The following is a 26,617-nucleotide window of genomic DNA, read 5'->3' on the forward strand; positions in this document are numbered from 1 at the left end:
GGCTGGATTGGGGCGGCTTCGCCACCCAGCGCGGGACAAGCCCGCTCACTACAGAAGCAAAACAAACACATAGAATCTGGATAAGAAGACAGCCATGCGCACACTGATGATCGAACCCCTGACCAAAGAAGCCTTCGCCCCTTTCGGAGACGTTATCGAAACCGATGGCAGCGATCACTTCATGATCAACAACGGGTCGACCATGCGCTTTCATAAGCTGGCGACGGTCGAAACCGCACAGCCTGAGGACAACGCGATCATCAGCATCTTCCGCGCCGACGCGCAGGACATGCCGCTGACCGTGTGCATGCTGGAACGACACCCGCTGGGCAGCCAAGCGTTCATACCGCTGCTCGGCAACCCCTTTCTGATCGTGGTCGCGCCACTTGGCGATGCACCTGTATCAGGTTTGGTCCGCGCCTTCGTCACCAACGGCAGGCAGGGCATTAATTACCATCGCGGCGTCTGGCACCACCCGGTGCTGACGATCGAAAAGCGGGATGACTTCCTGGTGGTTGATCGCAGTGGCACAGGCAATAACTGCGATGAGCATTTTTTTGAAGAGGATGAGCGGTTGATCCTCGCCCCCCACCAATAAGAGAAGGCCGGATCACCCGACAACAAGGGTGACAGGCGAGAGGTAAAGACTGTGGAAGCACATCTGTTGGAATGGCTGAACCTGAGCGTGCGCTGGGTTCATATGATCACGGGCGTCGCGTGGATCGGCGCTTCTTTCTACTTCGTCTGGCTGGAAAACAACCTCAACCGCGTCAACCCCAAGAGCGGCCTGGCCGGTGACTTGTGGGCGATCCACGGTGGCGGTATCTACCACCTGGAAAAATACAAACTGGCCCCACCGACCATGCCGGACAACCTGCATTGGTTCAAATGGGAGGCCTATTTCACCTGGATGTCGGGCGTCGCGCTGCTGTGCGTGGTGTTCTACCTCAACCCGACGCTGTACCTGCTCGCCCCCGGCAGCACGCTCAGCGGCACCGAAGGCGTATTGCTGGGCATTGGCTCACTGTTCGCCGGCTGGTTCATCTACTCCTTCCTCTGCGACTCGGCCCTGGGCAAACGCCCTGCCCTGCTCGGTTTCATCCTGTTTGTGCTGTTGATTGCGGCGGCCTATGGCTTCAGCAAGGTGTTCAGCGGGCGTGGTGCGTACCTGCACGTGGGTGCCGTGATCGGCACGATCATGGTCGGTAACGTGTTCCGCATCATCATGCCGGCGCAACGCGCGCTCGTGGCGGCTATCGCGGAAAACCGCACGCCGGATCCGGCGCTGCCCGCCAAAGGCTTGCTGCGTTCTCGTCACAACAACTACTTCACCTTGCCGGTGCTGTTCATCATGATCAGCAACCATTTCCCGAGCACCTACGGCAGCCAATACAACTGGCTGATCCTGGCGGGTATCGCGGTGGCGGCGGTGTTGGTGCGCCATTACTTCAACACCCGGCATAACAGCCAGAAGTATGCGTGGACCTTGCCGGTGGGCGCGCTGGCGATGATTTGCCTGGCCTATGTGACCGGTCCCAAGCCCGTCGCCGAAGTGGCCAAGGCACCGGCTGCCATTGAGTACCAGCCGCTGCCGGAAACGGCATTGGGGGGTGGTTTGAAGCCCGCCGCGCCGCCAGCGCCCGCAGCTGAACCGGCACCGGCTCAGGCCACGACGGATTTTGGCCAAGTGCACAGCGTGATCGAACAACGCTGCACCGTGTGCCATTCGGCCAAGCCCACCAGCCCGCTGTTCAGCACCGCTCCGGCCGGGGTGATGTTTGACACACCGGCGCAGATCCAGCAGCAGGCCGCGCGTATTCAAGCGCAAGCCGTGGCGAGCCAGATCATGCCGTTGGGCAACATCACCCAGATGACCCAGCAGGAGCGGGATTTGATTGGTACCTGGATCAACCAGGGGGCCCGCACCAATTAATTAACTGATTCACACAGATCCAAATGTGGGAGCGAGCTTGTTCGCGAAGGCGCTGGATCAGTCAGCACATTCAGTGACTGACACACCGTATTCGCGAGCAAGCCCGCTCCCACAGGGGATTTGTGGTGACGTAGAGATTGCGTTCCACACAACACAAAAATAAAAAAGATCCGAGGTGTTGCATGACCGAGTTAGTCGAACCGCAGATTCCTGCCGTGCCCGCGATGGTGCGGCTGCCCCTCTTGCAACTGATTCTGGTAGGCCTGCAACACGTTTTGCTGATGTACGGCGGCGCCGTCGCCGTGCCCCTGATCATTGGCCAGGCCGCCGGCTTGAGCCGTGAAGAAATCGCCTTCCTGATCAACGCCGACCTGCTGGTAGCCGGCATAGCCACCCTAGTGCAGTCGTTCGGCATCGGCCCAGTGGGCATCCGCATGCCGGTGATGATGGGCGCCAGTTTCGCCGCCGTCGGCAGCATGGTCGCCATGGCCGGCATGCCCGGTATCGGCTTGCAGGGTATCTTCGGCGCGACCATCGCCGCCGGGTTCTTCGGTATGTTGATCGCGCCGTTCATGTCCAAGATCGTGCGCTTTTTCCCGCCCTTGGTGACCGGCACCGTGATCACCGCGATTGGCCTCTCGCTGTTTCCGGTCGCCGTGAACTGGGCCGGTGGCGGCAGTGCCGCTGCGACGTTTGGTTCGCCGATCTACCTGGCGATTGCCGCGCTGGTACTCGCCACCATCTTGCTGATCAACCGCTTCATGCGCGGTTTCTGGGTGAACATTTCGGTACTGGTCGGCATGGGCCTGGGTTACGCCTTGTGCGGCCTGCTTGGCATGGTCGACCTCAGCGGCCTGGCCCAGGCACCGTGGGTGCAGGTGGTGACACCGCTGCACTTTGGCATGCCTAAGTTCGAGTTGGCGCCAATCCTCTCGATGTGCCTGGTGGTGGTGATCATCTTTGTCGAGTCCACCGGGATGTTCCTCGCGCTGGGCAAGATCACCGGCCAGGACGTCACGCCAAAGATGCTGCGCCGTGGTTTGTTGTGTGATGCCGGCGCGTCGTTCTTTGCCGGGTTCTTCAACACATTTACCCACTCTTCGTTCGCACAAAACATCGGCCTGGTGCAGATGACCGGCGTGCGTTGCCGCTCGGTGACGATCATGGCGGGGGCCTTTCTGATTGTGCTGAGCCTGCTGCCCAAAGCGGCATACCTGGTGGCGTCGATTCCACCGGCGGTGCTGGGCGGTGCGGCGATTGCCATGTTCGGCATGGTGGCGGCCACCGGGATCAAGATCCTGCAGGAAGCCGATATCGCCGACCGTCGCAACCAACTGCTGGTGGCGGTGAGTATCGGCATGGGCCTGATCCCGGTGGTGCGCCCGGAGTTCTTCGCGCAGCTGCCGCTGTGGATGAGCCCGATCACCCACAGTGGCATCGCCATGGCCACCCTCAGCGCGTTGTCGCTGAATATCCTGTTCAACATCCTCGGCGGGTCAGAACGACCTGCCGTCGCGCCTACGCATTGATTCCTTCGTTCTTACAAAAACAATAACGATACTGGGAACCACGACATGCACGCCATTCACCCGGGGCCGGCCACAAGCCGTGCCCCATTCTCGCCCCACGCGCTCTGTTACAGCGCACTTGAGCCCAGGCATAAGAGCCAGTATTCTCCGCGCCCGCTCGAATCGACTCAAAAAAAAACAGCGAATGTAAAAGCTGACTGCAAGGCCAACTTATCCCGGCCTTATGTCTGCGGCCAATGTGCGCAAAAGTCCCCTGAATTCGACTGCATCCCATGCAGCCGACGGGGATTTTTTGGCTTTTTAAACACCTTGGCGCAGCTCTTGCTAAATGCACTAAAGCTGACCGAACAGACGATTTTTGCAGCTGACCAAAAGGCGCCACACCAGAGCGCCTGCGTAGAAGAAAAACCATAAAATTTTAACTCGGGAGCAACCGAATGAAACCTATGTTCAAAGGCCTGATGCTGGCGGGATCCCTGCTGGCAGGTGGTCAAGCCGTGGCCGGTGACCTGTTGCAGTGGCAGAACAACAGCCTGACTTACTTGTGGGGCAAGAGCTTCACCGTCAACCCGCAGATCCAACAAACCGTCACGTTCGAACATGCCGATGCCTGGAAGTACGGCGACAACTTCTTCTTCCTCGACCGCATCTTTTATAACGGCAAAGAAGATGGCAACGTCGGCCCGAATACTTATTACGGCGAGTTCAGCCCGCGTTTGTCGTTTGGCAAGATTCTCGACAAGGACCTGTCCTTTGGTCCGATCAAGGATGTATTGCTGGCGATGACTTACGAGTTTGGTGAAGGCGATAACGAATCGTACCTGGTCGGTCCTGGCTTCGATTTGAACATTCCGGGTTTCGACTACTTCCAGCTGAACTTCTACCAGCGCCAGACCGAAGGCAATCGCCCGGGTGATGGCGTTTGGCAGATCACGCCGGTCTGGTCGTACACGATTCCGGTGGGCAACTCCGACGTGTTGATCGACGGCTTCATGGACTGGGTCGTGGACAACGACAAGAATGCCCGTGGCACTTACCACGCCAACCTGCACTTCAACCCACAGGTCAAATATGACTTGGGCAAGGCATTGCACTGGGGCGACAAGCAGTTGTATGTCGGTTTTGAATACGACTACTGGAAGAACAAGTACGGGATTGAAGATTCGGGTGCGTTCAAGACGACGCAGGATACGGCGAGCTTCTTGGTCAAGTACCACTTCTAACTCACACCGCAATACAAAATGTGGGAGCGGGCTTGCTCGCTCCCACATTTAGTTTGGGGGCAACCTCAAAAACCGAGTGATTTCCTCACGCTTGGCCAACGCATCCCGCCGCCCCAATTCAATCAACTCGCTGCAATACCCCGCCTCGAACAGCAAGTAACTCAACACCCCTGCCCCGCTGGTCTTGGTCGCCCCCGGCCCGCGTAAAAACAAGCGCAACGCCGCCGGCAATTCCTGGCGATGCCGCGCGGCGATCTCATCAATGGGCTGGCTCGGCGCAATCACCAGTACTTCAACCGGCGCCAGGCCCTGAGCCGCGCTGTCGCCCGGCTGGAAATGGCTGAACTGGTTCAAGCGCTCCAGCAATTCGATATCGCTTTCCAGGCTGTCAATGAACGTGCTGTTGAGCATGTGCCCGCCGATCTGCGCCAGGGTCGGTTCCTGGCCGGTGTAGGTGCGTTGCACGGCCGGTTCATTGCCACGCGGGTTGCCGCTGACCCCCACCACCAGCACGCGATTGGCGCCCAAATGCAGGGCCGGGCTGATGGGCGCCGATTGCCGCACGGCGCCGTCGCCAAAGAACTCCTGGTCGAGTTTGACCGGCGCAAACAGCAAAGGGATCGCCGAACTGGCCAGCAGGTGTTCAACGGTCAACTGAGTGGGCATGCCGATACGGCGATGGCGCAACCAGGCGTCGATGGTGCCGCCGCCTTGATAAAAGGTCACCGCTTGCCCGGACTCATAACCAAAGGCCGTCACTGCTACCGCGTGCAGATGTTTATGCCGGATGGCCTCGTCGATGCCGTCCAGGTTCAAGCGCTCTTGCAACAGGTCGCGTAACGGTGAGCTGTTGAGCAAGGCCACCGGCACCCGGGCGCCCAGGCCCAGCAGGCTGTGGATAAAGAAGCGGCTCGCTTGGCGAATCACCCCCGGCCAGTCGCTGCGCAACACCTGGTGGCTACGAAAGCCCTGCCAGAAGGCGGTAAGACGTTGGATCGCGGCCCTGAAGTCCATGGCGCCGCTGGCCAGGCTCACCGCATTGATCGCGCCGGCGGAGGTGCCGACGATCACCGGAAAAGGATTCGGTGCTCCCGGCGGCAACAACTCTGCAATGGCCGCCAGCACCCCCACCTGATAAGCCGCTCGCGCCCCGCCGCCGGAAAGAATCAAGCCTGTAACCGGTTCAGCTGGGCGCATTGCTTCACTCCATGTGGGAAAAAATCGGTCTTATCAGCGGCGTTTTTCGTACAGCTTGGGTTCACCCGGTGGCCGGCTCTTGAAGCGGCGGTGAGTCCACAGGTATTGCTCAGGGCATTCACGCACCGAGGCTTCGACCCACTGATTGATGCGCAGGCAATCGACTTCATCGCTTTCGCCAGGGAAGTCAGTCAGCGGCGGGTGGATCACCAGGCGGTAACCGCTGCCATCGGCGAGGCGCTGTTGAGTGAACGGCACGACCAGCGCCTTGCCCAGCTTGGCGAACTTACTGGTGGCGGGCACGGTGGCCGCCTGGATGCCGAACAGCGGCACAAAGATGCTTTGCTTGGCGCCGTAGTCTTGGTCCGGTGCGTACCAGATGGCGCGGCCAGCGCGCAGCAGCTTAAGCATGCCGCGCACGTCTTCGCGCTCCACGGCCAGGGAATCGAGGTTGTGACGCTCGCGACCACGGCGCTGGATGTAGTCGAACAGCAGGTTGCCGTGCTCGCGGTACATGCCGTCAATGGTGTGCTTCTGGCCAAGCAGTGCCGCACCGATTTCCAGGGTGGTGAAATGCAGGGCCATGAGAATCACGCCCTTGCCATCCAGTTGGGCCTGCTTGAGGTGTTCCAGGCCTTCGACATGGGCCAGGCGCGCCAGGCGCTGGCGCGACCACCACCAACTCATGGCCATCTCAAAGAAGGCGATGCCGGTGGAGGCAAAGTTTTCCTTGAGCAATTGTTTACGCTCTTTAGCGGATTTTTCCGGGAAGCACAGTTCCAGGTTTCGCGCGGCAATACGGCGACGTTCGCCCGCCACGCGGTACATGCCAGCACCCAGCAGGCGACCAATGGTCAGCAGCGCGCGGTATGGCAGTTGGGTAATCAGCCACAGCAGGCCGAGCCCCAGCCATAACAGCCAAAAGCGCGGGTGAAAAAAAACAGCTCGAAAACGCGGGCGATCCATTACAGATTCCGGTAAAGACAAGGGCCGCGCATTCTACAACGGTTCGACTCGGCTTGCGGCGGGTGAGTGTTCTCGTTATAAGTCTCGACACTTTTCGTGACAAGCCGCTTTGCCGACCATGAGCCAAACCGAACCGCTAGACCAAGATCCCGTGTTCCAGCTGAAAGGCAGCATGCTCGCCATCACCGTGCTGGAACTCGCCCGTAACGACCTCGAGGCCCTGGACCGCCAGCTCGCCGCCAAGGTCGCCCTGGCGCCGAATTTTTTCAACAACGCCCCGCTGGTGCTGGCGCTGGACAAACTGCCCGCCGGCCAGGGCAGTATCGATCTGCCTGGCCTGATGCGCGTCTGTCGCTCCCATGGCCTGCGCACGTTGGCGATTCGCGCCAGCCGCATTGAAGACATTGCTGCGGCCATCGCCATTGAACTGCCAGTACTGCCACCGTCCGGCGCGCGCGAGCGACCGCTTGAACCATTGGTCGGTGAGGAGAAGAAAAAACCGGAAAAACCACCGGAGCCGACGATCAAGCCGACAAAGATCATCACCTCGCCCGTACGCGGCGGGCAGCAGATTTACGCCCAGGGGGGTGACCTTGTCGTGATCTCCTCGGTCAGCCCGGGGGCGGAACTTCTTGCCGATGGCAACATCCATGTATACGGCCCGATGCGCGGACGTGCCCTCGCCGGCATCAAGGGCGATGCCAAGGCGCGTATTTTTTGCCAGCAGTTGACCGCTGAGCTAGTGTCCATCGCAGGCCAGTACAAGGTTTCAGAAGATTTGCGCCGTGATCCGCTGTGGGGGGCTTCGGTGCAGATCAACCTGTCGGGCGATGTGTTGAACATCATCCGTCTTTAACGGATACTGCCGCATTTTCCAAGCATCTCTAAACTCTGATAGCACAGCGAAACCGGCAATACTTGCGTAGGAATAATTGGAAGTTGGCGTTTCCCAGCGGAAACCACATCTTTTTCCTGCAAAGGCTGTCCGCCTGCGGCGAGTTCCAAGAGATGTTTTTCAGGGACCGAAAAGTCCTTTTTCCTTAGGGGTGAAACACCTTGGCCAAGATTCTCGTGGTTACATCCGGCAAGGGTGGTGTGGGTAAGACCACCACCAGCGCCGCTATCGGTACCGGCCTCGCTTTGCGCGGCCACAAGACAGTTATCGTCGACTTCGACGTCGGTTTGCGTAACCTCGACCTGATCATGGGCTGCGAGCGCCGCGTGGTGTACGACTTCGTCAACGTGGTCAACGGCGAAGCCAACCTGCAACAGGCCCTGATCAAGGACAAGCGCCTTGAGAACCTGTACGTACTGGCCGCCAGCCAAACCCGCGACAAAGACGCGCTGACCAAAGAAGGCGTAGGCAAAGTCCTGGCCGAGCTGAAGGAAACCTTCGAATACGTGGTCTGCGACTCACCGGCCGGTATCGAAACCGGTGCTCACCTGGCGATGTACTTCGCGGATGAGGCCATCGTGGTGACCAACCCGGAAGTCTCCTCGGTACGTGACTCGGACCGCATGCTCGGCCTGCTGGCCAGCAAGTCCCAGCGCGCCGAAAAAGGCGAAGACCCGATCAAGGAGCACTTGCTGCTCACCCGTTACAACCCTGAGCGCGTCAGCAACGGCGAAATGCTCGGTGTTGAAGACGTGAAAGACATCCTCGCAGTGACCCTGCTGGGTGTGATTCCAGAATCCCAGGCAGTCCTGAAGGCTTCCAACCAGGGCGTTCCGGTGATTCTTGACGACCAGAGCGACGCCGGCCAGGCGTACAGCGATGCCGTCGATCGCTTGCTGGGCAAGACCGTGGAACACCGCTTCCTCGATGTGAAGAAGAAGGGATTCTTCGAGCGTATCTTTGGAGGCAACTAAACAATGAAATTTCTCGACTTCTTTCGCGCCAACAAAAAGCCAAGTACCGCGTCGGTAGCGAAAGAGCGTCTACAGATCATCGTGGCGCACGAACGCGGCCAACGCAGCACGCCGGATTATCTGCCAGCCTTGCAGAAGGAACTGGTCGAGGTAATCCGCAAGTACGTCAATATCGGCAACGATGACGTGCATGTCGCCCTGGAAAATGACGGCAGTTGCTCGATTCTGGAACTCAATATCACCCTGCCTGATCGTTAATCGAAAAGGCGGCCGCCACGGCGGCTCGTTCACCCTGATCCCTTTTAAGGGCCGGGTGGGCGAGCCGCCGTTGGCGTTTGTTGCGAGGCTGTTTAATGCCGTTGTCCAATATCCACATCCTCCATCAGGACGACGCTGTCCTGGTGGTGAACAAGCCGACCCTGCTGCTCTCGGTGCCTGGCCGTGCCGATGACAACAAGGACTGCCTGATCACCCGCCTGCAGGAAAACGGCTACCCCGAAGCCCGCATCGTCCATCGACTGGACTGGGAAACCTCGGGGATTATCCTACTGGCCCGGGACGCCGATACCCACCGCGAACTGTCCCGCCAGTTTCACGACCGCGAAACCGAAAAGGCCTACACCGCACTGGCCTGGGGCCAACCGGAACTGGACAGCGGCAGTATCGACCTGCCCCTGCGCTACGACCCGCCGACCAAGCCGCGCCATGTGGTCGACCACGAGTTTGGCAAGCATGCGCTGACCTTCTGGAAAGTGCTGGAACGTTGCGGCGATTGGTGCCGCGTCGAGCTGACGCCGATTACCGGGCGTTCGCACCAGTTGCGTGTGCACATGCTCTCCATCGGCCACCCGCTGCTCGGTGATGGTCTTTATGCCCACGAACAAGCCTTGGCTGCCTGGCCGCGCCTGTGCCTGCACGCGAGCATGCTGAGCTTCACGCATCCGCAGAGCGGCGAGCGCTTGCGCTTCGAGTGCTCCGCCCCGTTCTAACGCTGCAAATGCATTCAATGTGGGAGCTGGCTTGCCTGCGATAGCGGTCTATCTGTGCCAAATGTATTGGCTGACCCTCCGCTATCGCAGGCAAGCCAGCTCCCACAGTCGTTTTGTGTGGTGCTCAAGAAGGTAGCTTCACGCCAAATCGCGAGCCAATACGGTAAACTCCGCGCACTGCTGTCTGGAGCTATTTATGCGCGAAGCGTTGAATCAAGGCCTGATCGACTTCCTCAAGGCCTCCCCTACTCCTTTTCATGCCACTGCCGCCCTGGCCCAGCGCCTGGAAGCGGCCGGTTTCCAGCGTCTCGACGAGCGCGAGACCTGGACCACCGAAGCCAACGGGCGCTATTACGTGACCCGCAACGATTCCTCGATCATTGCCTTCAAGCTTGGCCGCCATTCGCCGCTGCAGGGCGGTATTCGCCTGGTCGGCGCCCACACCGACAGCCCATGCCTGCGCGTCAAACCTCAGCCGGAGCTGCAACGCCAGGGTTTCTGGCAGTTGGGTGTGGAAGTCTATGGCGGTGCACTGCTGGCGCCGTGGTTCGACCGTGATCTGTCCCTGGCTGGCCGCGTGACCTTCCGCCGTGACGGCAAGGTCGAAAGCCAGTTGATCGATTTCAAGCTGCCCATCGCCATCATCCCCAACCTGGCCATTCACCTGAACCGTGAAGCCAACCAGGGTTGGCCGATCAATGCCCAGACCGAGCTGCCGCCGATCCTCGCGCAATTTGCCGGTGACGAGCGCGTAGACTTCCGTGCCGTGCTCACTGAGCAGCTGGCACGGGAACACGGGCTGAACGCCGACGTAGTGCTGGACTACGAGTTGAGCTTCTACGACACCCAAAGTGCCGCCGTGATTGGCCTGAACGGTGACTTCATCGCCGGCGCGCGCCTCGACAACCTGCTGTCGTGCTACGCCGGCCTGCAAGCCTTGCTCACCAGCGAGACCGATGAAACCTGCGTGCTGGTGTGCAACGACCACGAAGAAGTCGGCTCCTGCTCGGCGTGCGGCGCGGATGGCCCGATGCTGGAACAGACCCTGCGTCGCCTGCTACCAGAGGGTGATGAATTCGTACGCACCATTCAGAAATCTCTGTTGGTGTCTGCGGACAACGCCCACGGCGTGCACCCAAACTACGCCGAGAAGCACGACGCCAATCACGGCCCCAAGCTCAACGCGGGCCCGGTGATCAAGGTCAACAGCAACCAGCGCTACGCCACCAACAGCGAAACCGCAGGGTTCTTCCGTCACTTGTGCATGGCACAGGAAGTGCCAGTGCAGAGCTTTGTGGTGCGCAGCGACATGGGTTGCGGCTCCACCATCGGCCCGATCACCGCCAGCCACCTGGGCGTGCGCACCGTGGACATCGGTTTGCCGACGTTTGCCATGCACTCGATTCGTGAGCTGTGCGGCAGCCATGACCTGGCGCATTTGGTGAAGGTACTGGGTGCGTTTTATGCGAGCCGTGACCTGCCCTGATTCAGGGCCGGATGGGGTTTAAAATGTGGGAGCGGACTTGCTCGCTCCCACATTTGGTTCTGTGCACACCTGATCTGCATCACCTGCACTTTCTGCGATCCGACCTAGACTTGTCAGTATTCCCACTCCGACAAGGCCGTCGCACCATGATCTCCATGTCCTCTTTCCACGCCATGCTTATCCCGATTCTGATCGGCATGATCCTGTTGGCTGTAGGCTTCAACTTTCGTGACAAGCCCCTCGGCGTCTTCGGCATGTGGGTCGGCATGCTGCTGATCCTGGGCACCGTGGTGTACAAGATCCTCGCCAAACTGGCCGAATGACGATTGCACTCGTACACTCGCTCAACCCGTCGTTTTCAAGGTTGACCGCCTCGTGCTTTCCCGTCTGTTTGCCCTGCCCTGCTATTGCCTGATTGCCCTGCTCACCTTGCTGCCGCTCACGCCTGCCCAAGCCGTGGGCCTGCCCGGCCTATTGGGTAACAACAGCAAAACCCAGCCCCAGGCCGACGTGCCACTGGGGCAGTCGTTGGACGAGGTGATCAAGACCCTGGAAAACGACCAGCAGCGCACTCAGTTGCTGAGCGACCTGAAAAAGCTGCGCGCCGCCACGCAAAAAGCCCAGCCCGCCGCCGAGCAAGGCGTACTAGGGCTCATCGGCAGTACGCTGTCGGGCTTTGAGCAGCAGTTCTCCGGCGAAGACAGCCCGGTGGGGCGTTGGTCCAACGAAGTCGACCTGGCCAAAGAAGAACTCAGTGCGCTGATGCTGCCGGCCAACGAATGGCTGCCGATCATTTTCGGGTTCGCCCTTATCCTGGCGGTGTGGAGCCTGCTCGCCGCCGCGCTGATCTGGCTCAGCCACCGCGTCCGCGAACGCTTCGGCCTGCCCGAAGAATTGCCGCAACACCCACGCACCTGGGACATGGTGCGCTTCGCGCTGCGCAAGCTCGGCCCATGGCTGATCGCGCTGGTGATCACGGTCTACCTGAGCTATGCCCTGCCCTCGTCCCTGGGCAAATCCCTGGCGATGGTCTTGGCCTACGCGCTGGTGGTCGGTACCTGCTTCTCTGCCATCTGCGTGATTGCCTTTTCGGTGCTCGACGGCCCGCATCGCCATCGCGCGCTGTACATCCTGCGTCACCAAGCGTTCCGCCCCCTGTGGTGGATCGGCAGCTTTGCCGCCTTCGGTGAGGCCTTGAGCGACCCGCGCCTCGTCCTGGCTCTGGGCCAGCACCTGTCACACACTGCCGCGACGATCGCCAATGTCATGGCAGCACTGTCGACCGGTGTGTTTATCCTGCGTTTCCGCCGGCCCATCGCCCACCTGATCCGCAACCAGCCGCTGTCCCGTCGCCTGACCCGCAGGGCCCTCAGCGACACCATCGAAATCATCGGCTCCTTCTGGTACATCCCGGCCTTGCTGTTGGTGGGCATCTCGCTGTTCGCCACCTTCGTGTCTGCCGGCGATACCAGCACGGCATTGCGCCAGTCGCTGCTGTGCACCGTTTTGTTGGTGTTGTGCATGGTGATCAATGGCCTTGTTCGTCGCCATGCGCTCAAGCCGCAACGCGGGCACAAACGCCATGCGTTGTACTCCGAGCGGCTGAAGAGCTTCGTCTATACCCTGGCGCATCTGGTGGTCTGGCTGGTGTTTATCGAACTGGGCCTGCGGGTCTGGGGCCTGTCGCTGATTCGCTTTACCGAAGGCGACGGGCATGAAATCAGCGTCAAGCTGTTCGGCCTCGGCGGCACGCTGCTGTTTGCCTGGCTGATCTGGATCCTCAGCGACACCGCGATCCACCACGCGCTCACCCGCTCGCGCAAAGGCCTGGCCAATGCCCGCGCGCAGACGATGATGCCGTTGATCCGCAACGTGCTGTTTGTGACCATCTTTATCATCGCTGCCATTGTTGCCCTGGCGAACATGGGCATGAACGTCACGCCGTTGCTGGCCGGTGCCGGTGTGATCGGCCTGGCCATTGGCTTTGGTGCGCAATCGCTGGTGGCAGACTTGATCACCGGCCTGTTCATCATCATCGAAGACTCCCTGGCCATCGATGACTATGTCGATGTCGGCGGCCACCTCGGTACGGTGGAAGGCCTGACCATCCGCACCGTGCGCCTGCGCGATATCGACGGCATTGTGCACACCATCCCGTTCAGCGAGATCAAGAGCATCAAGAACTACTCGCGGGAGTTCGGCTACGCGATCTTCCGCGTGGCGATCCCCTACAACATGGAAATCGACGACGCCATCAAGCTGATGCGCGACGTCGGCCAGAAAATGCGCAACGACCCACTGCAGCGCCGCAACATCTGGTCGCCGCTGGAGATTCAGGGCGTGGAGAGCTTCGAGTCAGGCAGTGCGATTCTACGTGCGCGCTTCAAGACGGCGCCGATCAAGCAGTGGGAAGTGTCGCGGGCGTTCAACCTGTCGCTCAAGCGTCATCTGGATGAAGCCGGGCTGGACCTGGCGACGCCGCGCTTGAGTGTGCAGGTGGTCACCGCCGGCACTGTGCAGGAGAAAGCGCTACAACAATAAACTCAGGAGAGGTCCTTATGCGTTTAACCGGTCTGACACACCCATGGGTTTTCGGCATGCTGTGCGGGGTCGCCAGCAGTGCCGTGATTGCCGCCAGCAGCGGCCAGGACAGTGCCCGGGAGGAAATCGCCGCGCAGGCAAAAATCCTTGAACCGGCGTTGCTGGAAACCCGCCGCGACATTCACGCCCACCCTGAATTGGGCAATACCGAAACCCGCACGGCCGAGCTGGTCGCCAAGCAGCTGCGCGACCTCGGCCTCGAGGTGAAAACCGGCGTAGCACGCACCGGCGTTGTTGCCGTGCTCAAAGGTGCCCTGCCCGGCCCGACCGTCGCCCTGCGCGCCGACATGGACGCGCTGCCCGTCAAGGAAGTCGCTGACCTGCCTTTCGCCTCAAAAGCCAAGGGCACCTACCTGGGCAAGGAAGTCGACGTGATGCACGCCTGTGGCCACGACGCCCACGTTGCCATTCTGCTGAGCACTGCAAAGATCCTGACCGGCATGCGTGAACGCCTGCCCGGTAACGTGGTGTTCTACTTCCAGCCGGCCGAGGAAGGCCCGAGTGATTTCATCCCCGACGGCAAAAACACCTGGGGCGCCAAAATGATGGTGCAGGAAGGCGTGATGAAGGCGCCCAAGCCGGACGCGGTGTTTGGCTTGCATGTATGGGCCGGTGTGCCCGCCGGCCGGATTGCGTATCGCCCGGGCCCGACCCTGGCAAGCTCCGATGACTTGCGCATCAAGATCCTCGGCAAGCAAACCCACGCCGGTCGCCCTTGGGATGGCATTGACCCGATTACCGTGGGCGCGCAGACCATTGTCGGCCTGCAAACCGTGGTCAGCCGCCGCACCGACATCTCGTCGTTTCCGTCGGTGGTGAGCATTGGCACCATCAATGGCGGTACGCGCTACAACATCATTCCTGAGTCGGTGGACATGGCCGGGACCATTCGCTCCTACGACTATGGCATCCGCCAGAAACTGCACGCAGACGTACGACAGACCGTGGAGAAAATCGCCGAAAGCGGCGGTGCCAAGGCTGAAGTTACCATCATCGAGAAGTACGACCCCACCATCAACAACCCGGCGCTGACCGAGAAGATGCTGCCAAGCCTGCGCTGGGCGGCCCAGGATGATGTGGTGCAGGGCCCGCTGGTGGGCGGCGCGGAAGACTTCTCGTTTTATGCCAAGGAGGCGCCGGGGCTGTTTGTGTTCCTGGGAGTGACGCCGCGGGATCAGGACATGAGCAAGGCTGCGCCGAATCACAATCCAGGGTTCTTTGTGGATGAGTCGGCGTTGGTGGTAGGGGTGAGGACGTTGGCGTCGTTGGCGACGGATTACCTGTACGCCAACTGACCGCTATTGTAGTGAGCGGGCTTGCCCCGCGCTGGGGGGCGAAGCCGCCCCAATCCGGCCACCGCGTTCTGCCAGACAGAATTCAGGCGCCTGGTTTTAGGGCGGCTTCGCCCCCCAGCGCGAGGCAAGCCCGCTCACTACAGATCAGGCGAGCGTGGCACCGTCCATTTTCTGACGCAGGCTCAGCGGGCGCATGTCGGTCCAGACTTCTTCGATGTAGGCCAGGCACTCTTTCTTCATGCCGCTCTTACCCACGGTCCGCCAGCCTTCCGGCACGGCTTTGTAGTCGGGCCAGATGGAGTACTGTTCTTCATGGTTGACCACTACCTGAAACAGGATGTCGTCGCGGTCAAATACTGAGGTCATTGCTGTTCTCCATCGCTAAAAGGCCGGCTGCGCACTGCACGCAGCACTGATATCTGTAGAAACGTATCAAGTTGCAAAAAAATTAGAGGCTGGCGACCGCCGCTGCCAACGCGCGACCGAAGATATCCACCACCCGATCAACTTCCGCGGCAGTGATCACCAGCGGCGGCAGGAAACGCACGACGCTGCCATGTCGACCGCCCAGTTCCAGGATCAGCCCGCGCTTGAGGCATTCGCGCTGCACCAGCGGCGCCAGTTGGCGATGGACGGGTGGGTGGCCTTGGATATCCAGTGCGCCATCCGGCTCAACCAGTTCCACGCCGAGCATCAGCCCGCGACCGCGAATATCCCCCAGGTGCGGAAAGTCTCGCTGCAGGATGCGCAGGTGTTCGCCCAGGCGCTCGCCCATGGCGGACGCATGGCCGGCCACGTCGTGGTCCTTGAGATAGCGCATCACCGCCGAACCCGCCGCCATCGCCATCTGATTGCCACGGAACGTCCCGGCATGCGCGCCCGGCAGCCAGGTGTCGAGCCAGTCGCGATAGACCACCACCGCCAGCGGCAGGCTGCCGCCGATGGCCTTGGACATCACCACCACATCCGGGATGATGCCGGCGTGCTCGAAGGCGAACATCTTGCCGGTGCGAGCAAAACCGCTCTGGATTTCATCGACGATCAACGCCACACCCGCTTGCTCGGTGATGCGGCGCAGGCCGCGCAGCCAGTCCAGATCAGCCGGAATCACACCGCCCTCGCCTTGCACCACCTCGACAATCACCGCCGCCGGCAGCAACACACCAGCTTCTGGGTCATTCAGCAGGTTTTCCAGGTAATGCAGGTTGACCCGCACGCCTTGCGCGCCACCCAGGCCGAACGGGCAACGGTAGTCGTAGGGGTACGGCAAAAATTGCACGCCGTTGCCCAGCAAGGCGCCCAAAGGTTTCTTCGGCCCCAGGCTGCCCATCAGGCTCAAGGCGCCCTGGCTCATGCCGTGGTAACCGCCCTGGAAGGACAACACGGTGCTACGACCGGTGGCGGTGCGCACCAGTTTCAACGCGGCTTCCACGGCATCGGTGCCGGTGGGGCCACAGAACTGGATCTTCGCTTCCCGCGCCAGCGCTGGTGGCAACAGGCCGAACAAGTCCTGCACGAACTGGTCTTTGACCGGCGTCGTCAGGTCCAGCGTGTGCAGCGGCAGTTCATCGGCCAGCACTTGCTGGATAGCTTCGATCACCACCGGGTGGTTGTGCCCCAGCGCCAGGGTGCCGGCGCCCGCCAGGCAATCGATGAAACTGCGGCCTTCCACGTCTTCCACGTAAATGCCCTTGGCGCGTTTGAGCGCCAGGGGAATGCGTCGAGGGTAACTGCGGGCGTTGGACTCCTGCTGGCGCTGGCGGGCGAGCAGCGGGGTTTCGTCGAACTGGTAGAGCGTTTCATGCACCTGGGCGTCTTCGATACGGCTGGTAGCGACTGACATTTCTCGATCCCTCAATACGCTGATGGTGGTGACCAAACTGCCGATCCGCTGGCGTCTGGCCCCGAGGGAGCGTGCGAACGGATTTACTGTTCTGGAAACGCACCAGCGCCGACGGGATTTACTCCTCCGGTCGCGAAAAGCCTATAGACCGCAGCTCGGGCACCCGTATCTACACATTTCTCACTGCTACGCGGGTGGCTCGCTTTGGAGGTGTCGATACCTATGCTGTGATGCGGTCAACTCGGCGTATCAGGAAAATCCGGTCGATGCCATCGCAGGCAAGCCAGCTCCCACAGAAGAGCAGCCAGTATCAGAGCCCGCGGTATTTTTCATTCAGCGCATACAAAATCGCGCAGGTCTCGCCATCCAGAAACCCACAATAATCCCGCGCCCTGAAGTGCATCTGAAACGCTCGCGTGCGCTGTTGAAACCCCTGCCGGTTCTTTGCAGGTGCGTACCCGAACCGCTGAAACGCCCGCTCCACCTCGGCTTCCGGTGGCAACCCGACACAAAAGCGTCGCTGATACATCGCCCGCGTCGCCTCATCAAACCAGGCCCCCAGCCCCGCTTCATGCAAGCGCTGCCAAGGCAACCTGGGGCCAGGATCACTCTTGCGCGCGTATGCCACGTCCGAATGCCCGAGGATGTCCGTGGGCCCAACCTGTGGGTAACGCCCGAGAATGTCGCGCACTAGCGCAATCAACACCTCAATTTGTTCCTCACCGTACTCAGGGAACGTGAACACGCCGCCGACATCCCGCGCCAGGTTGACGATCTCGATGCCAATCGAGCGGCTATTGAGGTTATCGCGCCCTGCCCAATGGCTGACCCCGGCATGCCAGGCGCGCTTGTCTTCCTCCACCAAGCGGAAGACACGCAACTCTTCATAGCCAGCCGCGCGGTAGCTGGGATCTTTTGGGTCGGGCAGCAAGTAGTGCGCACTCACCCCGTCCTGGGTGAGGGTGCGCAGGGAGGAGCCAAAAGGCGCCGCGGTGTAATGCAGGATGACCTGCCCCACAGGCTCGCCGTTACGTTCGTTGAAGCCTGTAGCAGGAAAACTGGTATCGATGACCAACATAAGAACCGTCCTTTTCAATACAGGCAGAGTCGTTCAGCCCGTTCAAGCGCAAAAAAATTACCGCCATCCTGAAGGCTTGAACTTCAGGAAGGCGGTAACTATTTGGCACGTGAAAGAAAAGTGATCAGCGCCGCAGCGGCATGCCCAGGTCGACGCGCAGGCCATCCGGTTGACTGTCGAATTTCAAGGAACAGGAACACCGCTGCACAATGGCTTGCACGATCGCCAGCCCCAGGCCGCAGCCTTCGCTGCTGCCATTACGCCAGAAGCGTTGGGTCAGGTATTGCAGGTCATCGGCGGAAATCTGCGTGCCGTGGTCACGCACGCGGAACACCACGTTGTCGGTGTCGGTGAATACACTGAGTTCCACCCGCGTATCCGCAGGCGTATGACGCAAGGCGTTGTCCAGCAAATTGCGCAGGGCTGCGACTGCCAGGCCCACAGGCATTTCCACCGGGGTGGCCGAAAGGTTGTCCGGCAGGATCAGGTCAATGCGCGAATTGTCGCCGGCATTCGCATCCTGGATCGCCAGGCGTGCCACTTCTTCGGCGCTGGACTGCAGCCCATCGTCGAATGACAGGCTGCCTTCCACGCGGGCCAGCAACAGCAACTGCTCCAGGGTGCGATGCAAACGGTCGGCGCCCGCCTCGGCATGGGCCAGGGACTGATCGCGGGCCGCGCCGTCGGTCATGCGCGCCACTTGCAGGTGGGTCTTGATCGCCGTCAAGGGGCTGCGCAGTTCGTGGGCGGCGTCGCCAGTGAGGCGGCGTTCGCGCTCGATGGTCTTGGCGATACGCTGCAACAGTTGATTCTGAGTGTCGAGCAGCGGTTTGAGTTCGCTGGGCAATGGGTGGATCTGCAGCGGTTCGAGAGAGTCGGCGCTGCGCCGCATCAAGGCGTCACGCATGCGGTTGAGCGGCAGCAGGCTCTGGCCGATGCCCAGCCACAACAAGCACAGGCAGCCGAGCATCGCCACACCCACCGGCACCGACGCGGCCAGCAGGATCGACAGGTTCAGCGCCTCGCGTTCCACTTGGCGGTCGGCGGTGGTGATCAACAGGTCGCCACGGGACAGGGTAAAACTGCGCCAGTTGACGCCATCGATCACCTGGTCACGAAAACCACTCTGGCGCGATTCCAGCCCTTCATCCGGCGTGGCGTGGCTACGCGCCAGTACTTCACCGCGCAAGGAGCTGACCTGGCACGCCATGCCCCCCGGCACATTCAGTTGTGCCCCATGGAAATGCGCGCCGCCGCCCACACTGGCGAGGCCCGGCATCTGCTCGGTCAGCCCCGCCACCATGCGCGCCGACGCCACCAGGCGTTGGTCGAGGGAGAACATCATCTGGTTGCGCAGGTCACTGAGCATCCAGGCCGCCGCCAGGGCCCAGATCAGCACAAAAGCGGCGCCCAGCTTGAACGTCAATCGCAGGCGCAGGCTTTTCACGACGCGTCCTCGCCCCCGTCGGCCGAGCCCAGGCGATAGCCGAGGCCGCGCACGGTCTCGACAATGCCATTGCCCAATTTTCGCCGCAGGTGGTGGATATGCACGTTGAGCGCGTTGCTTTCCAGCTCATCGTTGAAGCCGTAGACGCTGTCCTTGAGTTGCTCGCTGGAAAGCACACGGCCTTTGTTATGCAGCAGGGCTTGCAACAGCGCCTGTTCGCGGCGTGACAGGTCCACTGGCTGGCCGCCCAGGAAAGTTTCGCGGCTGCTCGGATCGTAGGCCAGGCGACCGTGCTCAATCAGGTTGACGCTGCGCCCCGCCATCCGCCGCAGCAGAGTTTGCAGGCGCGCGGCAAGTTCGCGCAGGTCGAAGGGCTTGAGCAGGTAGTCGTCGGCGCCGGCTTGGAGGCCGTCGACGCGGTTGGTCACCGAGTCCCGTGCGGTCAGGATCAGTACCGGGATTTCCAGGCCCTGGCTGCGTAGTTGTTGCAGCAGCTTGAGGCCATCTTCGTCCGGCAGGCCGAGGTCGAGCACCATGATGTCGAATGTCGCCGCCTTGAGCATGGCGCGCGCCGCGCCAGCCGAGGCCACGCGCTCGACGGTAAAACCCTGGGCGGTAAGGCCGGCCACGATGCCGCTGGCGATCAGTTCGTCGTCTTCACAGACCAGTACGTGCATGGTGAACCCTTCATGAAAGATGGGGGTGATTAGAAGTGCAGCGGATTAAGCGCAGATTATGCCGCTAAATGGTCCACACTCCCTCTAGAATAGCCTCGGTTAATCATCGGTTAATCAACGCCACACATTGTGTGCCTACTTGCATCGAACTAAGGCTTGACCATGCGGCATCTGTTTACCTTTCTGCTGGTGTTGTTCGCAGGGTTTGCCCAGGCCGCGCCTGGTAACCCGTTTGAGACCAAACCCGATTTCCTTCCGGTGGGCAAAGCCTTCACCTTTACCTCCGAACGTCTTGAAAGTGGCGAGACCCAGCTGTATTGGCAGATTGCCGACGGTTATTACCTGTACAAGCAGCGCATGAAGTTCGATGGCTTGGCTGAAAAGCCCACGCTGCCGCAAGGCGAGGCCCATAGCGATGAATTCTTCGGTGACCAAGAGGTGTATCGCCAAGGCCTGGAAGTGAAGATCCCGGCCGGCGCAACCGGCCAGATCAAGCTCGGCTGGCAGGGCTGTGCCGATGCGGGCCTGTGTTATCCGCCGCAGTCGATCACCGTGGACCTTGGCGGCAACCCGGCCGTCGCAGCGACCGCCGAAGCTCAGGACCAAAGCCTGGCCAGTGGCCTGCAACAACGCAGCCTGGGTTGGAGCCTGTTGCTGTTCTTCGGCCTAGGCCTGTTGCTGGCGTTTGCCCCCTGTTCGCTGCCGATGCTGCCGATCCTCGCCGGTCTGGTCGTCGGCAGTGGCGCCAGCCCACGTCGCGGTTTTGCCTTGGCCAGCAGCTATGTGGTGTGCATGGCGCTGGTGTATGCCGCACTGGGCGTGTTGGCCGCGCTGCTCGGCAGCAATCTAGCCGCGCTGCTGCAAACCCCGTGGATCCTCGGCAGCTTCGCCGCCTTGTTCGTGATCCTTGCCCTGCCGATGTTCGGCTTCTTTGAACTGCAACTGCCCGCCTTCCTGCGCGACCGCCTGGACAACGTCAGCCGCCAGCAAAGCGGTGGCAGCCTGGTCGGCGCCGGGGTTCTCGGCGCACTGTCCGGCCTGCTGGTGGGCCCATGCATGACCGCGCCGCTGGCCGGCGCCTTGCTCTACATCGCCCAGAGCGGCAATGCGCTGCACGGTGGCCTGATCCTGTTCGCCATGGGCATCGGCATCGGCATCCCACTGTTGCTGCTGGTCACCGTGGGTAATCGCTTCCTGCCCAAGCCAGGCACCTGGATGAACGTGCTCAAGGGTGTCTTCGGCTTCCTGTTCCTCGGCACCGCCGTGCTGATGCTGCGCCCGGTGGTTGGCGAAAGCCTGTGGATCGGCCTGTGGGGCGTACTCGCGCTGGTGATGGCTTACTGCGGCTGGACGCTGGCCCGCGAATACGGCCTCGCGGCCAAGGTGTTTGGCGCCGGTTCCCTGGTGCTGGGCCTGTGGGGCGCCGTGCTGATGGTCGGCGCAGCCGGTGGCAGCGATGACCTGTGGCAACCGCTGAAAGTCTACAGCGGCTCGCGGACCGTCGCTGCACCGACCGCCCACGACGCGTTCATGACCATCAACGATCCCGCCGTGCTGCAAACCCAACTCGACAGCGCCAAGGCTCAGGGCCAATGGGTGCTGGTGGACTACTACGCCGACTGGTGCGTGTCGTGCAAGATCATGGAAAAACAGGTCTTCGGCAAACCCGAGGTCATGGACGCCCTGAAGGACGTGCGCCTGCTGCGCCTGGACGTTACCGCCGACAACGCCGCCAGCCGCGCGCTGCTCGGCCGCTACAAAGTCCCTGGCCCACCGAGCTTCGTGTGGATCGGCCCGGACGGTGAAGAGCGCCGCGCCCAACGCATCACCGGCGAAGTCGATGCCGTCACCTTCCTGCAACGCTGGACGCACACCCGGGACGCCCTCTGAATGCTGACCCTGACCATCGGCACCTTCGCCATCGCCCTGAATCACTTGCTGCTGATTACCGCGCTGATTCTCGCCACTCTGGTGGGCTGGCGCGTGGCCAAGCGTGGCGGTGAAAACCCGGAATCGGTGCTGTTCAGCCTGTTCCTGCTGGCGATGCTGGTAGCTCGCGTCAGCTTTGTACTGATGTACTGGAGTGATTACCGCCACGACCCGTTGCAGATGGTCGACCTGCGCGACGGCGGTTTCCTCGCCTGGCCCGGCGTGATCGCTCTGGTCGTCGGCGCCCTGGCCTACGGCTGGCGTCGTCCGGCCCTGCGCAAGCCCCTGAGTGCCGGGGTGATCACCGGCCTGGTGTTCTGGGGCATGACCAGTTTATCCCTGAGCCTCTACGACAAAGGCTCGCAACTGCCGGACATCACCCTGCGCAATGCCAACGGCGACGTGGTGCAACTGGCCGACTACAAGGGCGGCCCGCTGGTGATCAACCTGTGGGCCACCTGGTGCCCGCCGTGCCGTCGCGAAATGCCGGTATTGGAACGCGCCCAACACCAACGCCCCGACGTAACCTTCCTGTTCGTCAACCAGGCAGAAAACATGCAAAGCGTCAGCACCTTCCTCGCGACTCAGGGCCTGACCCTCGACAACGTGCTGTTCGACGCCAGCGGCCGCCTCGGCCAGGCCGTGGGCTCGATGGCCTTGCCAACCACCTTGTTCTACAGAGCCGATGGACGCCTGATCAACAGCCACTTGGGCGAACTGTCGCAAGCCAGCCTGGCCCGCGCCATGGAACCCTTCGATACCGCTCCAATAAGGAAACCGACATGCCCCGCCTCCGCCACCTGCTGACCCTGCTGCCGCTGACGCTCGCCGCCACCTTGGCCCAGGCCGAAGACTGGCCGGCGCCGATCAAACAGATCGAGGCCAGGGGCGCGAAGATCCTCGGCAAATTCGACGCCCCCAGCGGCCTCACCGGCTACGCCGCGCAGTACCAGAACCGCGGCATGGCCCTGTACCTGACCGCCGACGGCAAAAACGTGATCGCCGGCAACCTGTACGACGCCCAGGGCAACGACCTCAGCACCGCGCCCCTGGAAAAACTGGTGTACGCACCGATGGCCAAGGAAGTCTGGGCCAAGATGCAAAAAAGCAGCTGGATCCAGGACGGCGACGTCAACGCGCCGCGCACCGTCTACCTGTTCAGCGACCCCAACTGCCCGTACTGCAACATGTTCTGGGAACAGGCACGCCCGTGGGTAAAAGCCGGAAAGGTGCAATTGCGCCACATCATGGTCGGCATCATCCGCGAAGACAGCCCAGGCAAATCCGCCGCGCTGCTCGCCGCCAAGGACCCGCAAAAAGCTCTGGAAGAACATGAAGCCGCCGGTAAAGGCAGCAAGTTGCAGGCACTGGACAAGATTCCGGCGGATATCGAGGCCAAGCTTGATGCCAATATGAAGTTGATGGAGGAGCTGGAATTGTCGGCGACGCCGGCGATTTTCTATCTGGATGACAAGGGCGGGCTACAGCAACAGCAAGGGGCGCCTTCGCCGGAGAAGTTGGGGAAGATTATGGGGCCCAAGTGAGAAAAATGCTCCTGCAACAGGCAGGAGCATTTTTCACGGTAAAACGACTTTTCGACTATCCGCTCACTCGAATATCAGTGATCGCATAGTCATTGCCGGAAGCGCCTGACGACTCATGGCTGCGTATCTCCAGTTGCATCGTTGGTGCATTCGCAACAAACGTGCCCCTCAGCAGTGTCCATGCCATGTTGTAAAAGGTCGTGACCGGCGTAACAGCACCTGCGCTGGCCCACAGAGACAACCTTGGCAATGGAGCGGCGCCGTTGTAGGTGCAGGCGAGAATGCTGAAATCATACGTCGCACCGACTACTAGCCCCGTGAAGACTTTATACAGGACGTTGCCCACGCCAGCAGTACTCGCGGTGCCATTTGCCACGCAGGTCTTGCCAAAAAACGAGGCATACCTCATCTCGCCAAGGGCTGCTGGTCCGGGAATCCATCCGTTCCAGTTATTGCCGGCAAACGATGTGAAATCATCCAGCGGCGAAAGCACCTGCAGCACCCGCTGAGGGCACACCACATTCGCAGTCGAACTGCCGTTTGTAGCTACGCTGTAAGTTAAGGTCAGGTTGCTTTCGTCCTTCAACTTGTCCAGCTCGGATCGTAGTACAGGACTCGCCACCCCAGCGGTCTCCTCTGCCACCTTAATCGCTCTGGCCGCGTACACATTGAACGAGTAAGGATTACCGTTTTTATTCGTCCCGGCTGCCTGCAGCCAGCACTTCTGCCCTGCCCGCAAGAACCACATAGCCTTCATGTGTGAATTGGCATTCCCAGCAAATGTTCTCAGGTCCAGAGAGGCATTCTGAGTCTCGGGCGGCGTAGCCTCCGGCACGTTCGGCGTTTCCAGGCGCACTGGCAGACTGATATTCAAGTGCAAAGGCGGTGAAGTCTGCACCTTGCAGGCGGTGGTGACAGTAAACGTGATCTCCACCACTTTACCCAAGCTCTCGATCACGGCCTCCGACGGCAGCAACCAGATCACCGCGCCCGTCGTGCTACCAGGTTGGGAGGTCACCAACCAGCAAGAACCGTTCGGTCTCTCCCAGCAGATAATGATGGAGTGCTTGGGATTGCTGCCGGTGTACTTCACTTCAACATGTACGCCGTTGCGCCCATTGTATGCGGTCAATTGGTCAGCCACCGCCTCCCTCACTGACGGCTCGATCAGTGCCAAAGGCTCCTGCTCGATTTTGAAAGTCTGAACAGGAAATTCGTGGGCATCCTCCAGCTCACACTTGCCACAGAAACTCGCCGCAAAGTGCAGCTCAAATTCGCTGCAGTCTGCCAGCTTTTGCAGCTCGACCCTTGGTATCGAGGCAGCGACTCCATTAGTTTTTCTGGCATCCTTAACAGGGGCATCCACCAAAATATCAATGCGGATAGCACTGCCGTCTTCACGCTCACCCGTGATCCACATCCAGCGACATTCCGAGCACTCGGCATAATCCCATTCAGCCACAAAAGCTGTCGCTTCCTCCGTAAATGTGCCGAGGTCCAGGATATGACCCGTTGCATCTTCAATCCCTGGATGAGTGAATTGGGGCAACAATACGTTGACCACCTGCTCAGGTGATTGCTGTGCTTCACCGCTACTGGCGAATTGAACGGTATAAGTCAGCGTCATCGACATGCTGAAAAAACAAGCAATATCACAGGCAGAAAGCTCGATGGTTGCCGGATCCCCGTCATTTTTAATTGTCACGCAGCCGAGTGGCTTTTTTTCGTGACCGGGCCCGCCCACATAAAAACAGATCTGGTCGCCTGCATAGGTTTCCAAGTCGGGGACGTCTACATTTCCGCGATCTTTGGTGAGCGCAGAGTTAAGGCACCACTCATTGTTGTAAAACGTCGACTGTCGTAGATGAGGGGCCGGCATATTTCCCATGCGAGGATCGACAATCAGGGCACTGGTAGGGCGAGGACGACCTTCAAGTGCGTTTTCCGGGAGACGCGTCTCATGGATAGGATCGACACTAGCCGGAGGGCGTGGGTGGCGACCATCGCAAATCCATCCCCAATGAATCGTCAACGCCCCCCAGGGTCGACGACGTCCCATCCAACTGCGTTTCAAAGAAAGTCTGAACTCATGACCCGGCACCGCTTCATCAGCAGTCACAACGCGAGAAAAAGCCACTGTCTTGAATGCAAAGGGCGTGCTGTCCTGATCACCCGCTACGTTCACGAATAGTTGATCGCGTGCTTTAACGAGAGGATGGGCATACGCCACGATCGTTTCATCCCCGGTAAACGTATACATGTCCAAGGTATCCGTGTTGTGAACAGACTTGGAGTGGACAAACCGGGGCACATAACCTTCAAGGTCTATTTCATCGTAAAAACGTACTTCCACCTCTGCTACCCGAGACTCTGCGGCCTTCCCTCCCACCTTCCCTCTATACTTGAATAACAGCGTGTGACCCATACCCGATGTAAGGATGTTCAGGGGGATTGGGATTTTCCGGGCGCCACCAATACCACTTCTATCCACAATCTCTTCGAATACGGGTCCGCCGCCATCCTCAACCCAAATTGTGACGACAATATCCGAGCCATCCATGTCCGGATCCGTGGTCAGGTGCGGGTCATCTTTCGCATCGAGCGGATATATGCTTCCGCCTTCCCCTTTGTAAACCACTGGGGCTAAAACCTCGATAGCCTTGGGTTTGCGCGTATTAACCGGTTTTAAAGAAGCATTAGGCGCCGTTATTTTTTTAGCCATGGTCAGAACTCCGTGTTCCAAGGGTTGTAACCCAAAGCCAGTCTAAGGCCGAGGTCTCCTATTAGTGAGCACTTTTAACGCTTCTTCGCCTACTGTCAAAATTAACAGTTTTGACGAATTTCCCTTGCTCTCCGATCAATGACCATCCCACAACGCCATAACTTCATTATTGTGCTACCCCCAATGTGAATCGAGTAATCAGCAACGAGCGCCTTCGCGGAATAATTGGGGAAGATTTTGGAACCGAGGTAAGTTACTCAACGGCCTTACGAAAAGGGCCTTCACACAG

At 60.4% G+C, this 26,617-nt stretch carries 23 protein-coding genes; 15 read left to right on the top strand and 8 right to left on the bottom strand.

The features are described 5' to 3' along the window. Nucleotides 1-94: 94 nt before the first annotated feature. The 4 genes from AB4O35_RS25800 to AB4O35_RS25815 all read left to right on the top strand — a co-directional run bounded on the left by AB4O35_RS25800 (nucleotide 95) and on the right by AB4O35_RS25815 (nucleotide 4,685). Nucleotides 95-598 carry an ureidoglycolate lyase gene (locus AB4O35_RS25800; RefSeq protein ID WP_065873378.1) on the top strand — a complete coding sequence of 168 codons (504 nt, stop codon included), beginning with the start codon at nucleotides 95-97 and terminating at the stop codon, nucleotides 596-598. A 51-nt stretch (nucleotides 599-649) separates the two neighbouring features. Continuing rightward, nucleotides 650-1,933 (top strand): urate hydroxylase PuuD, encoded by a 1,284-nt coding sequence (locus tag AB4O35_RS25805; RefSeq protein WP_065880802.1) that lies wholly within the window; start codon nucleotides 650-652, stop codon nucleotides 1,931-1,933. A gap of 182 nt (nucleotides 1,934-2,115) precedes the next feature. After that, nucleotides 2,116-3,462, top strand: coding sequence for a nucleobase:cation symporter-2 family protein (locus AB4O35_RS25810; RefSeq protein ID WP_065873380.1), 1,347 nt, complete (start codon nucleotides 2,116-2,118; stop codon nucleotides 3,460-3,462). A gap of 437 nt (nucleotides 3,463-3,899) precedes the next feature. After that, on the top strand, nucleotides 3,900-4,685 hold the full coding sequence (locus AB4O35_RS25815) for an outer membrane protein OmpK (protein ID WP_049712208.1): 786 nt from the start codon (nucleotides 3,900-3,902) through the stop codon (nucleotides 4,683-4,685). A gap of 48 nt (nucleotides 4,686-4,733) precedes the next feature. Here AB4O35_RS25815 and AB4O35_RS25820 read toward each other — a convergent pair whose 3' ends face one another. Further along, entirely contained in the window at nucleotides 4,734-5,882 is a 1,149-nt protein-coding gene (locus tag AB4O35_RS25820) for a patatin-like phospholipase family protein (RefSeq protein WP_065873381.1), read from the bottom strand. A gap of 33 nt (nucleotides 5,883-5,915) precedes the next feature. After that, nucleotides 5,916-6,848: a lipid A biosynthesis lauroyl acyltransferase gene (locus AB4O35_RS25825; RefSeq protein ID WP_065873382.1), complete on the bottom strand. Its 933-nt coding sequence runs from the start codon at nucleotides 6,846-6,848 to the stop codon at nucleotides 5,916-5,918. Between the two features lie 118 nt (nucleotides 6,849-6,966). Here AB4O35_RS25825 and minC point away from each other — a divergent pair, with 118 nt between their 5' ends. The 8 genes from minC to AB4O35_RS25865 all read left to right on the top strand — a co-directional run bounded on the left by minC (nucleotide 6,967) and on the right by AB4O35_RS25865 (nucleotide 15,088). Continuing rightward, a complete protein-coding gene (minC, locus tag AB4O35_RS25830; RefSeq protein ID WP_065873383.1) occupies nucleotides 6,967-7,704 on the top strand; it encodes a septum site-determining protein MinC in 738 nt (245 codons plus the stop codon). Nucleotides 7,705-7,904: 200 nt separating this feature from the next. Continuing rightward, nucleotides 7,905-8,717, top strand: a complete 813-nt coding sequence (minD, locus tag AB4O35_RS25835; RefSeq protein WP_017737535.1) for a septum site-determining protein MinD — start codon at nucleotides 7,905-7,907, stop codon at nucleotides 8,715-8,717. A gap of 3 nt (nucleotides 8,718-8,720) precedes the next feature. Then, nucleotides 8,721-8,975, top strand: coding sequence for a cell division topological specificity factor MinE (gene minE, locus AB4O35_RS25840; protein ID WP_003175252.1), 255 nt, complete (start codon nucleotides 8,721-8,723; stop codon nucleotides 8,973-8,975). A 95-nt stretch (nucleotides 8,976-9,070) separates the two neighbouring features. Continuing rightward, nucleotides 9,071-9,706 (top strand): RluA family pseudouridine synthase, encoded by a 636-nt coding sequence (locus AB4O35_RS25845; protein ID WP_065873384.1) that lies wholly within the window; start codon nucleotides 9,071-9,073, stop codon nucleotides 9,704-9,706. 196 nt (nucleotides 9,707-9,902) lie between these two features. Continuing rightward, nucleotides 9,903-11,192 (top strand): M18 family aminopeptidase, encoded by a 1,290-nt coding sequence (locus tag AB4O35_RS25850; RefSeq protein WP_065873385.1) that lies wholly within the window; start codon nucleotides 9,903-9,905, stop codon nucleotides 11,190-11,192. Between the two features lie 146 nt (nucleotides 11,193-11,338). Next, entirely contained in the window at nucleotides 11,339-11,515 is a 177-nt protein-coding gene (locus tag AB4O35_RS25855; RefSeq protein WP_175402976.1) for a hypothetical protein, read from the top strand. A 52-nt stretch (nucleotides 11,516-11,567) separates the two neighbouring features. Further along, nucleotides 11,568-13,733, top strand: a complete 2,166-nt coding sequence (locus tag AB4O35_RS25860; protein ID WP_065873386.1) for a mechanosensitive ion channel family protein — start codon at nucleotides 11,568-11,570, stop codon at nucleotides 13,731-13,733. A 17-nt stretch (nucleotides 13,734-13,750) separates the two neighbouring features. Further along, the gene (locus tag AB4O35_RS25865; RefSeq protein WP_065873387.1) at nucleotides 13,751-15,088 is read left to right on the top strand and encodes an amidohydrolase; all 1,338 of its coding nucleotides are present in this window, start codon (nucleotides 13,751-13,753) and stop codon (nucleotides 15,086-15,088) included. Nucleotides 15,089-15,232: 144 nt separating this feature from the next. Here the strand turns inward: AB4O35_RS25865 and AB4O35_RS25870 are convergent, their stop codons facing one another. From AB4O35_RS25870 to AB4O35_RS25890, 5 genes are all read right to left on the bottom strand, one after another. Continuing rightward, the gene (locus tag AB4O35_RS25870; protein WP_065873388.1) at nucleotides 15,233-15,454 is read right to left on the bottom strand and encodes an MbtH family protein; all 222 of its coding nucleotides are present in this window, start codon (nucleotides 15,452-15,454) and stop codon (nucleotides 15,233-15,235) included. Between the two features lie 82 nt (nucleotides 15,455-15,536). Then, entirely contained in the window at nucleotides 15,537-16,931 is a 1,395-nt protein-coding gene (locus tag AB4O35_RS25875) for an aspartate aminotransferase family protein (protein ID WP_065891073.1), read from the bottom strand. A 310-nt stretch (nucleotides 16,932-17,241) separates the two neighbouring features. Then, on the bottom strand, nucleotides 17,242-18,009 hold the full coding sequence (locus AB4O35_RS25880) for an N-acetylmuramoyl-L-alanine amidase (protein ID WP_065873390.1): 768 nt from the start codon (nucleotides 18,007-18,009) through the stop codon (nucleotides 17,242-17,244). Nucleotides 18,010-18,133: 124 nt separating this feature from the next. After that, nucleotides 18,134-19,456, bottom strand: coding sequence for an ATP-binding protein (locus AB4O35_RS25885; protein WP_065873391.1), 1,323 nt, complete (start codon nucleotides 19,454-19,456; stop codon nucleotides 18,134-18,136). Further along, nucleotides 19,453-20,133: a response regulator gene (locus AB4O35_RS25890; RefSeq protein WP_065873392.1), complete on the bottom strand. Its 681-nt coding sequence runs from the start codon at nucleotides 20,131-20,133 to the stop codon at nucleotides 19,453-19,455. Before AB4O35_RS25890 ends, AB4O35_RS25885 begins: the two co-directional genes overlap by 4 nt. Before the next feature lie 162 nt (nucleotides 20,134-20,295). Between AB4O35_RS25890 and dsbD the strand changes: the two genes are divergently transcribed. From dsbD to dsbG, 3 genes are read left to right on the top strand one after another with little or no spacing between them, the layout of a single operon-like run. Next, nucleotides 20,296-22,023 (top strand): protein-disulfide reductase DsbD, encoded by a 1,728-nt coding sequence (gene dsbD, locus AB4O35_RS25895; RefSeq protein WP_065945309.1) that lies wholly within the window; start codon nucleotides 20,296-20,298, stop codon nucleotides 22,021-22,023. Further along, nucleotides 22,024-22,869, top strand: a complete 846-nt coding sequence (locus AB4O35_RS25900) for a TlpA disulfide reductase family protein (protein ID WP_065873394.1) — start codon at nucleotides 22,024-22,026, stop codon at nucleotides 22,867-22,869. It abuts the gene before it with no gap. Continuing rightward, complete coding sequence (dsbG, locus tag AB4O35_RS25905) at nucleotides 22,845-23,606, top strand: thiol:disulfide interchange protein DsbG (RefSeq protein ID WP_065945308.1); 762 nt, start codon at nucleotides 22,845-22,847, stop codon at nucleotides 23,604-23,606. The genes AB4O35_RS25900 and dsbG overlap by 25 nt, the downstream gene beginning before the upstream one ends. Nucleotides 23,607-23,661: 55 nt before the next feature. Here dsbG and AB4O35_RS25910 read toward each other — a convergent pair whose 3' ends face one another. After that, nucleotides 23,662-26,328, bottom strand: coding sequence for a hypothetical protein (locus tag AB4O35_RS25910; protein ID WP_065880794.1), 2,667 nt, complete (start codon nucleotides 26,326-26,328; stop codon nucleotides 23,662-23,664). Between the last annotated feature and the right edge of the window lie 289 nt (nucleotides 26,329-26,617).

The organism is Pseudomonas sp. H1_A03 (genome assembly GCF_054685145.1).

Coding starts and splice junctions, on each gene's coding strand:
- AB4O35_RS25800 (WP_065873378.1), top strand. CDS start 95: ATGCGCACACTGATGATCGAACCCCTGACCAAAGAAGCCTTCGCCCCT.
- AB4O35_RS25810 (WP_065873380.1), top strand. CDS start 2,116: ATGACCGAGTTAGTCGAACCGCAGATTCCTGCCGTGCCCGCGATGGTG.
- AB4O35_RS25815 (WP_049712208.1), top strand. CDS start 3,900: ATGAAACCTATGTTCAAAGGCCTGATGCTGGCGGGATCCCTGCTGGCA.
- AB4O35_RS25820 (WP_065873381.1), bottom strand. CDS start 5,882: ATGCGCCCAGCTGAACCGGTTACAGGCTTGATTCTTTCCGGCGGCGGG.
- AB4O35_RS25825 (WP_065873382.1), bottom strand. CDS start 6,848: ATGGATCGCCCGCGTTTTCGAGCTGTTTTTTTTCACCCGCGCTTTTGG.
- minC (WP_065873383.1), top strand. CDS start 6,967: ATGAGCCAAACCGAACCGCTAGACCAAGATCCCGTGTTCCAGCTGAAA.
- minE (WP_003175252.1), top strand. CDS start 8,721: ATGAAATTTCTCGACTTCTTTCGCGCCAACAAAAAGCCAAGTACCGCG.
- AB4O35_RS25845 (WP_065873384.1), top strand. CDS start 9,071: ATGCCGTTGTCCAATATCCACATCCTCCATCAGGACGACGCTGTCCTG.
- AB4O35_RS25850 (WP_065873385.1), top strand. CDS start 9,903: ATGCGCGAAGCGTTGAATCAAGGCCTGATCGACTTCCTCAAGGCCTCC.
- AB4O35_RS25855 (WP_175402976.1), top strand. CDS start 11,339: ATGATCTCCATGTCCTCTTTCCACGCCATGCTTATCCCGATTCTGATC.
- AB4O35_RS25865 (WP_065873387.1), top strand. CDS start 13,751: ATGCGTTTAACCGGTCTGACACACCCATGGGTTTTCGGCATGCTGTGC.
- AB4O35_RS25870 (WP_065873388.1), bottom strand. CDS start 15,454: ATGACCTCAGTATTTGACCGCGACGACATCCTGTTTCAGGTAGTGGTC.
- AB4O35_RS25875 (WP_065891073.1), bottom strand. CDS start 16,931: ATGTCAGTCGCTACCAGCCGTATCGAAGACGCCCAGGTGCATGAAACG.
- AB4O35_RS25880 (WP_065873390.1), bottom strand. CDS start 18,009: ATGTTGGTCATCGATACCAGTTTTCCTGCTACAGGCTTCAACGAACGT.
- AB4O35_RS25890 (WP_065873392.1), bottom strand. CDS start 20,133: ATGCACGTACTGGTCTGTGAAGACGACGAACTGATCGCCAGCGGCATC.
- dsbD (WP_065945309.1), top strand. CDS start 20,296: ATGCGGCATCTGTTTACCTTTCTGCTGGTGTTGTTCGCAGGGTTTGCC.
- AB4O35_RS25900 (WP_065873394.1), top strand. CDS start 22,024: ATGCTGACCCTGACCATCGGCACCTTCGCCATCGCCCTGAATCACTTG.
- dsbG (WP_065945308.1), top strand. CDS start 22,845: ATGCCCCGCCTCCGCCACCTGCTGACCCTGCTGCCGCTGACGCTCGCC.
- AB4O35_RS25910 (WP_065880794.1), bottom strand. CDS start 26,328: ATGGCTAAAAAAATAACGGCGCCTAATGCTTCTTTAAAACCGGTTAAT.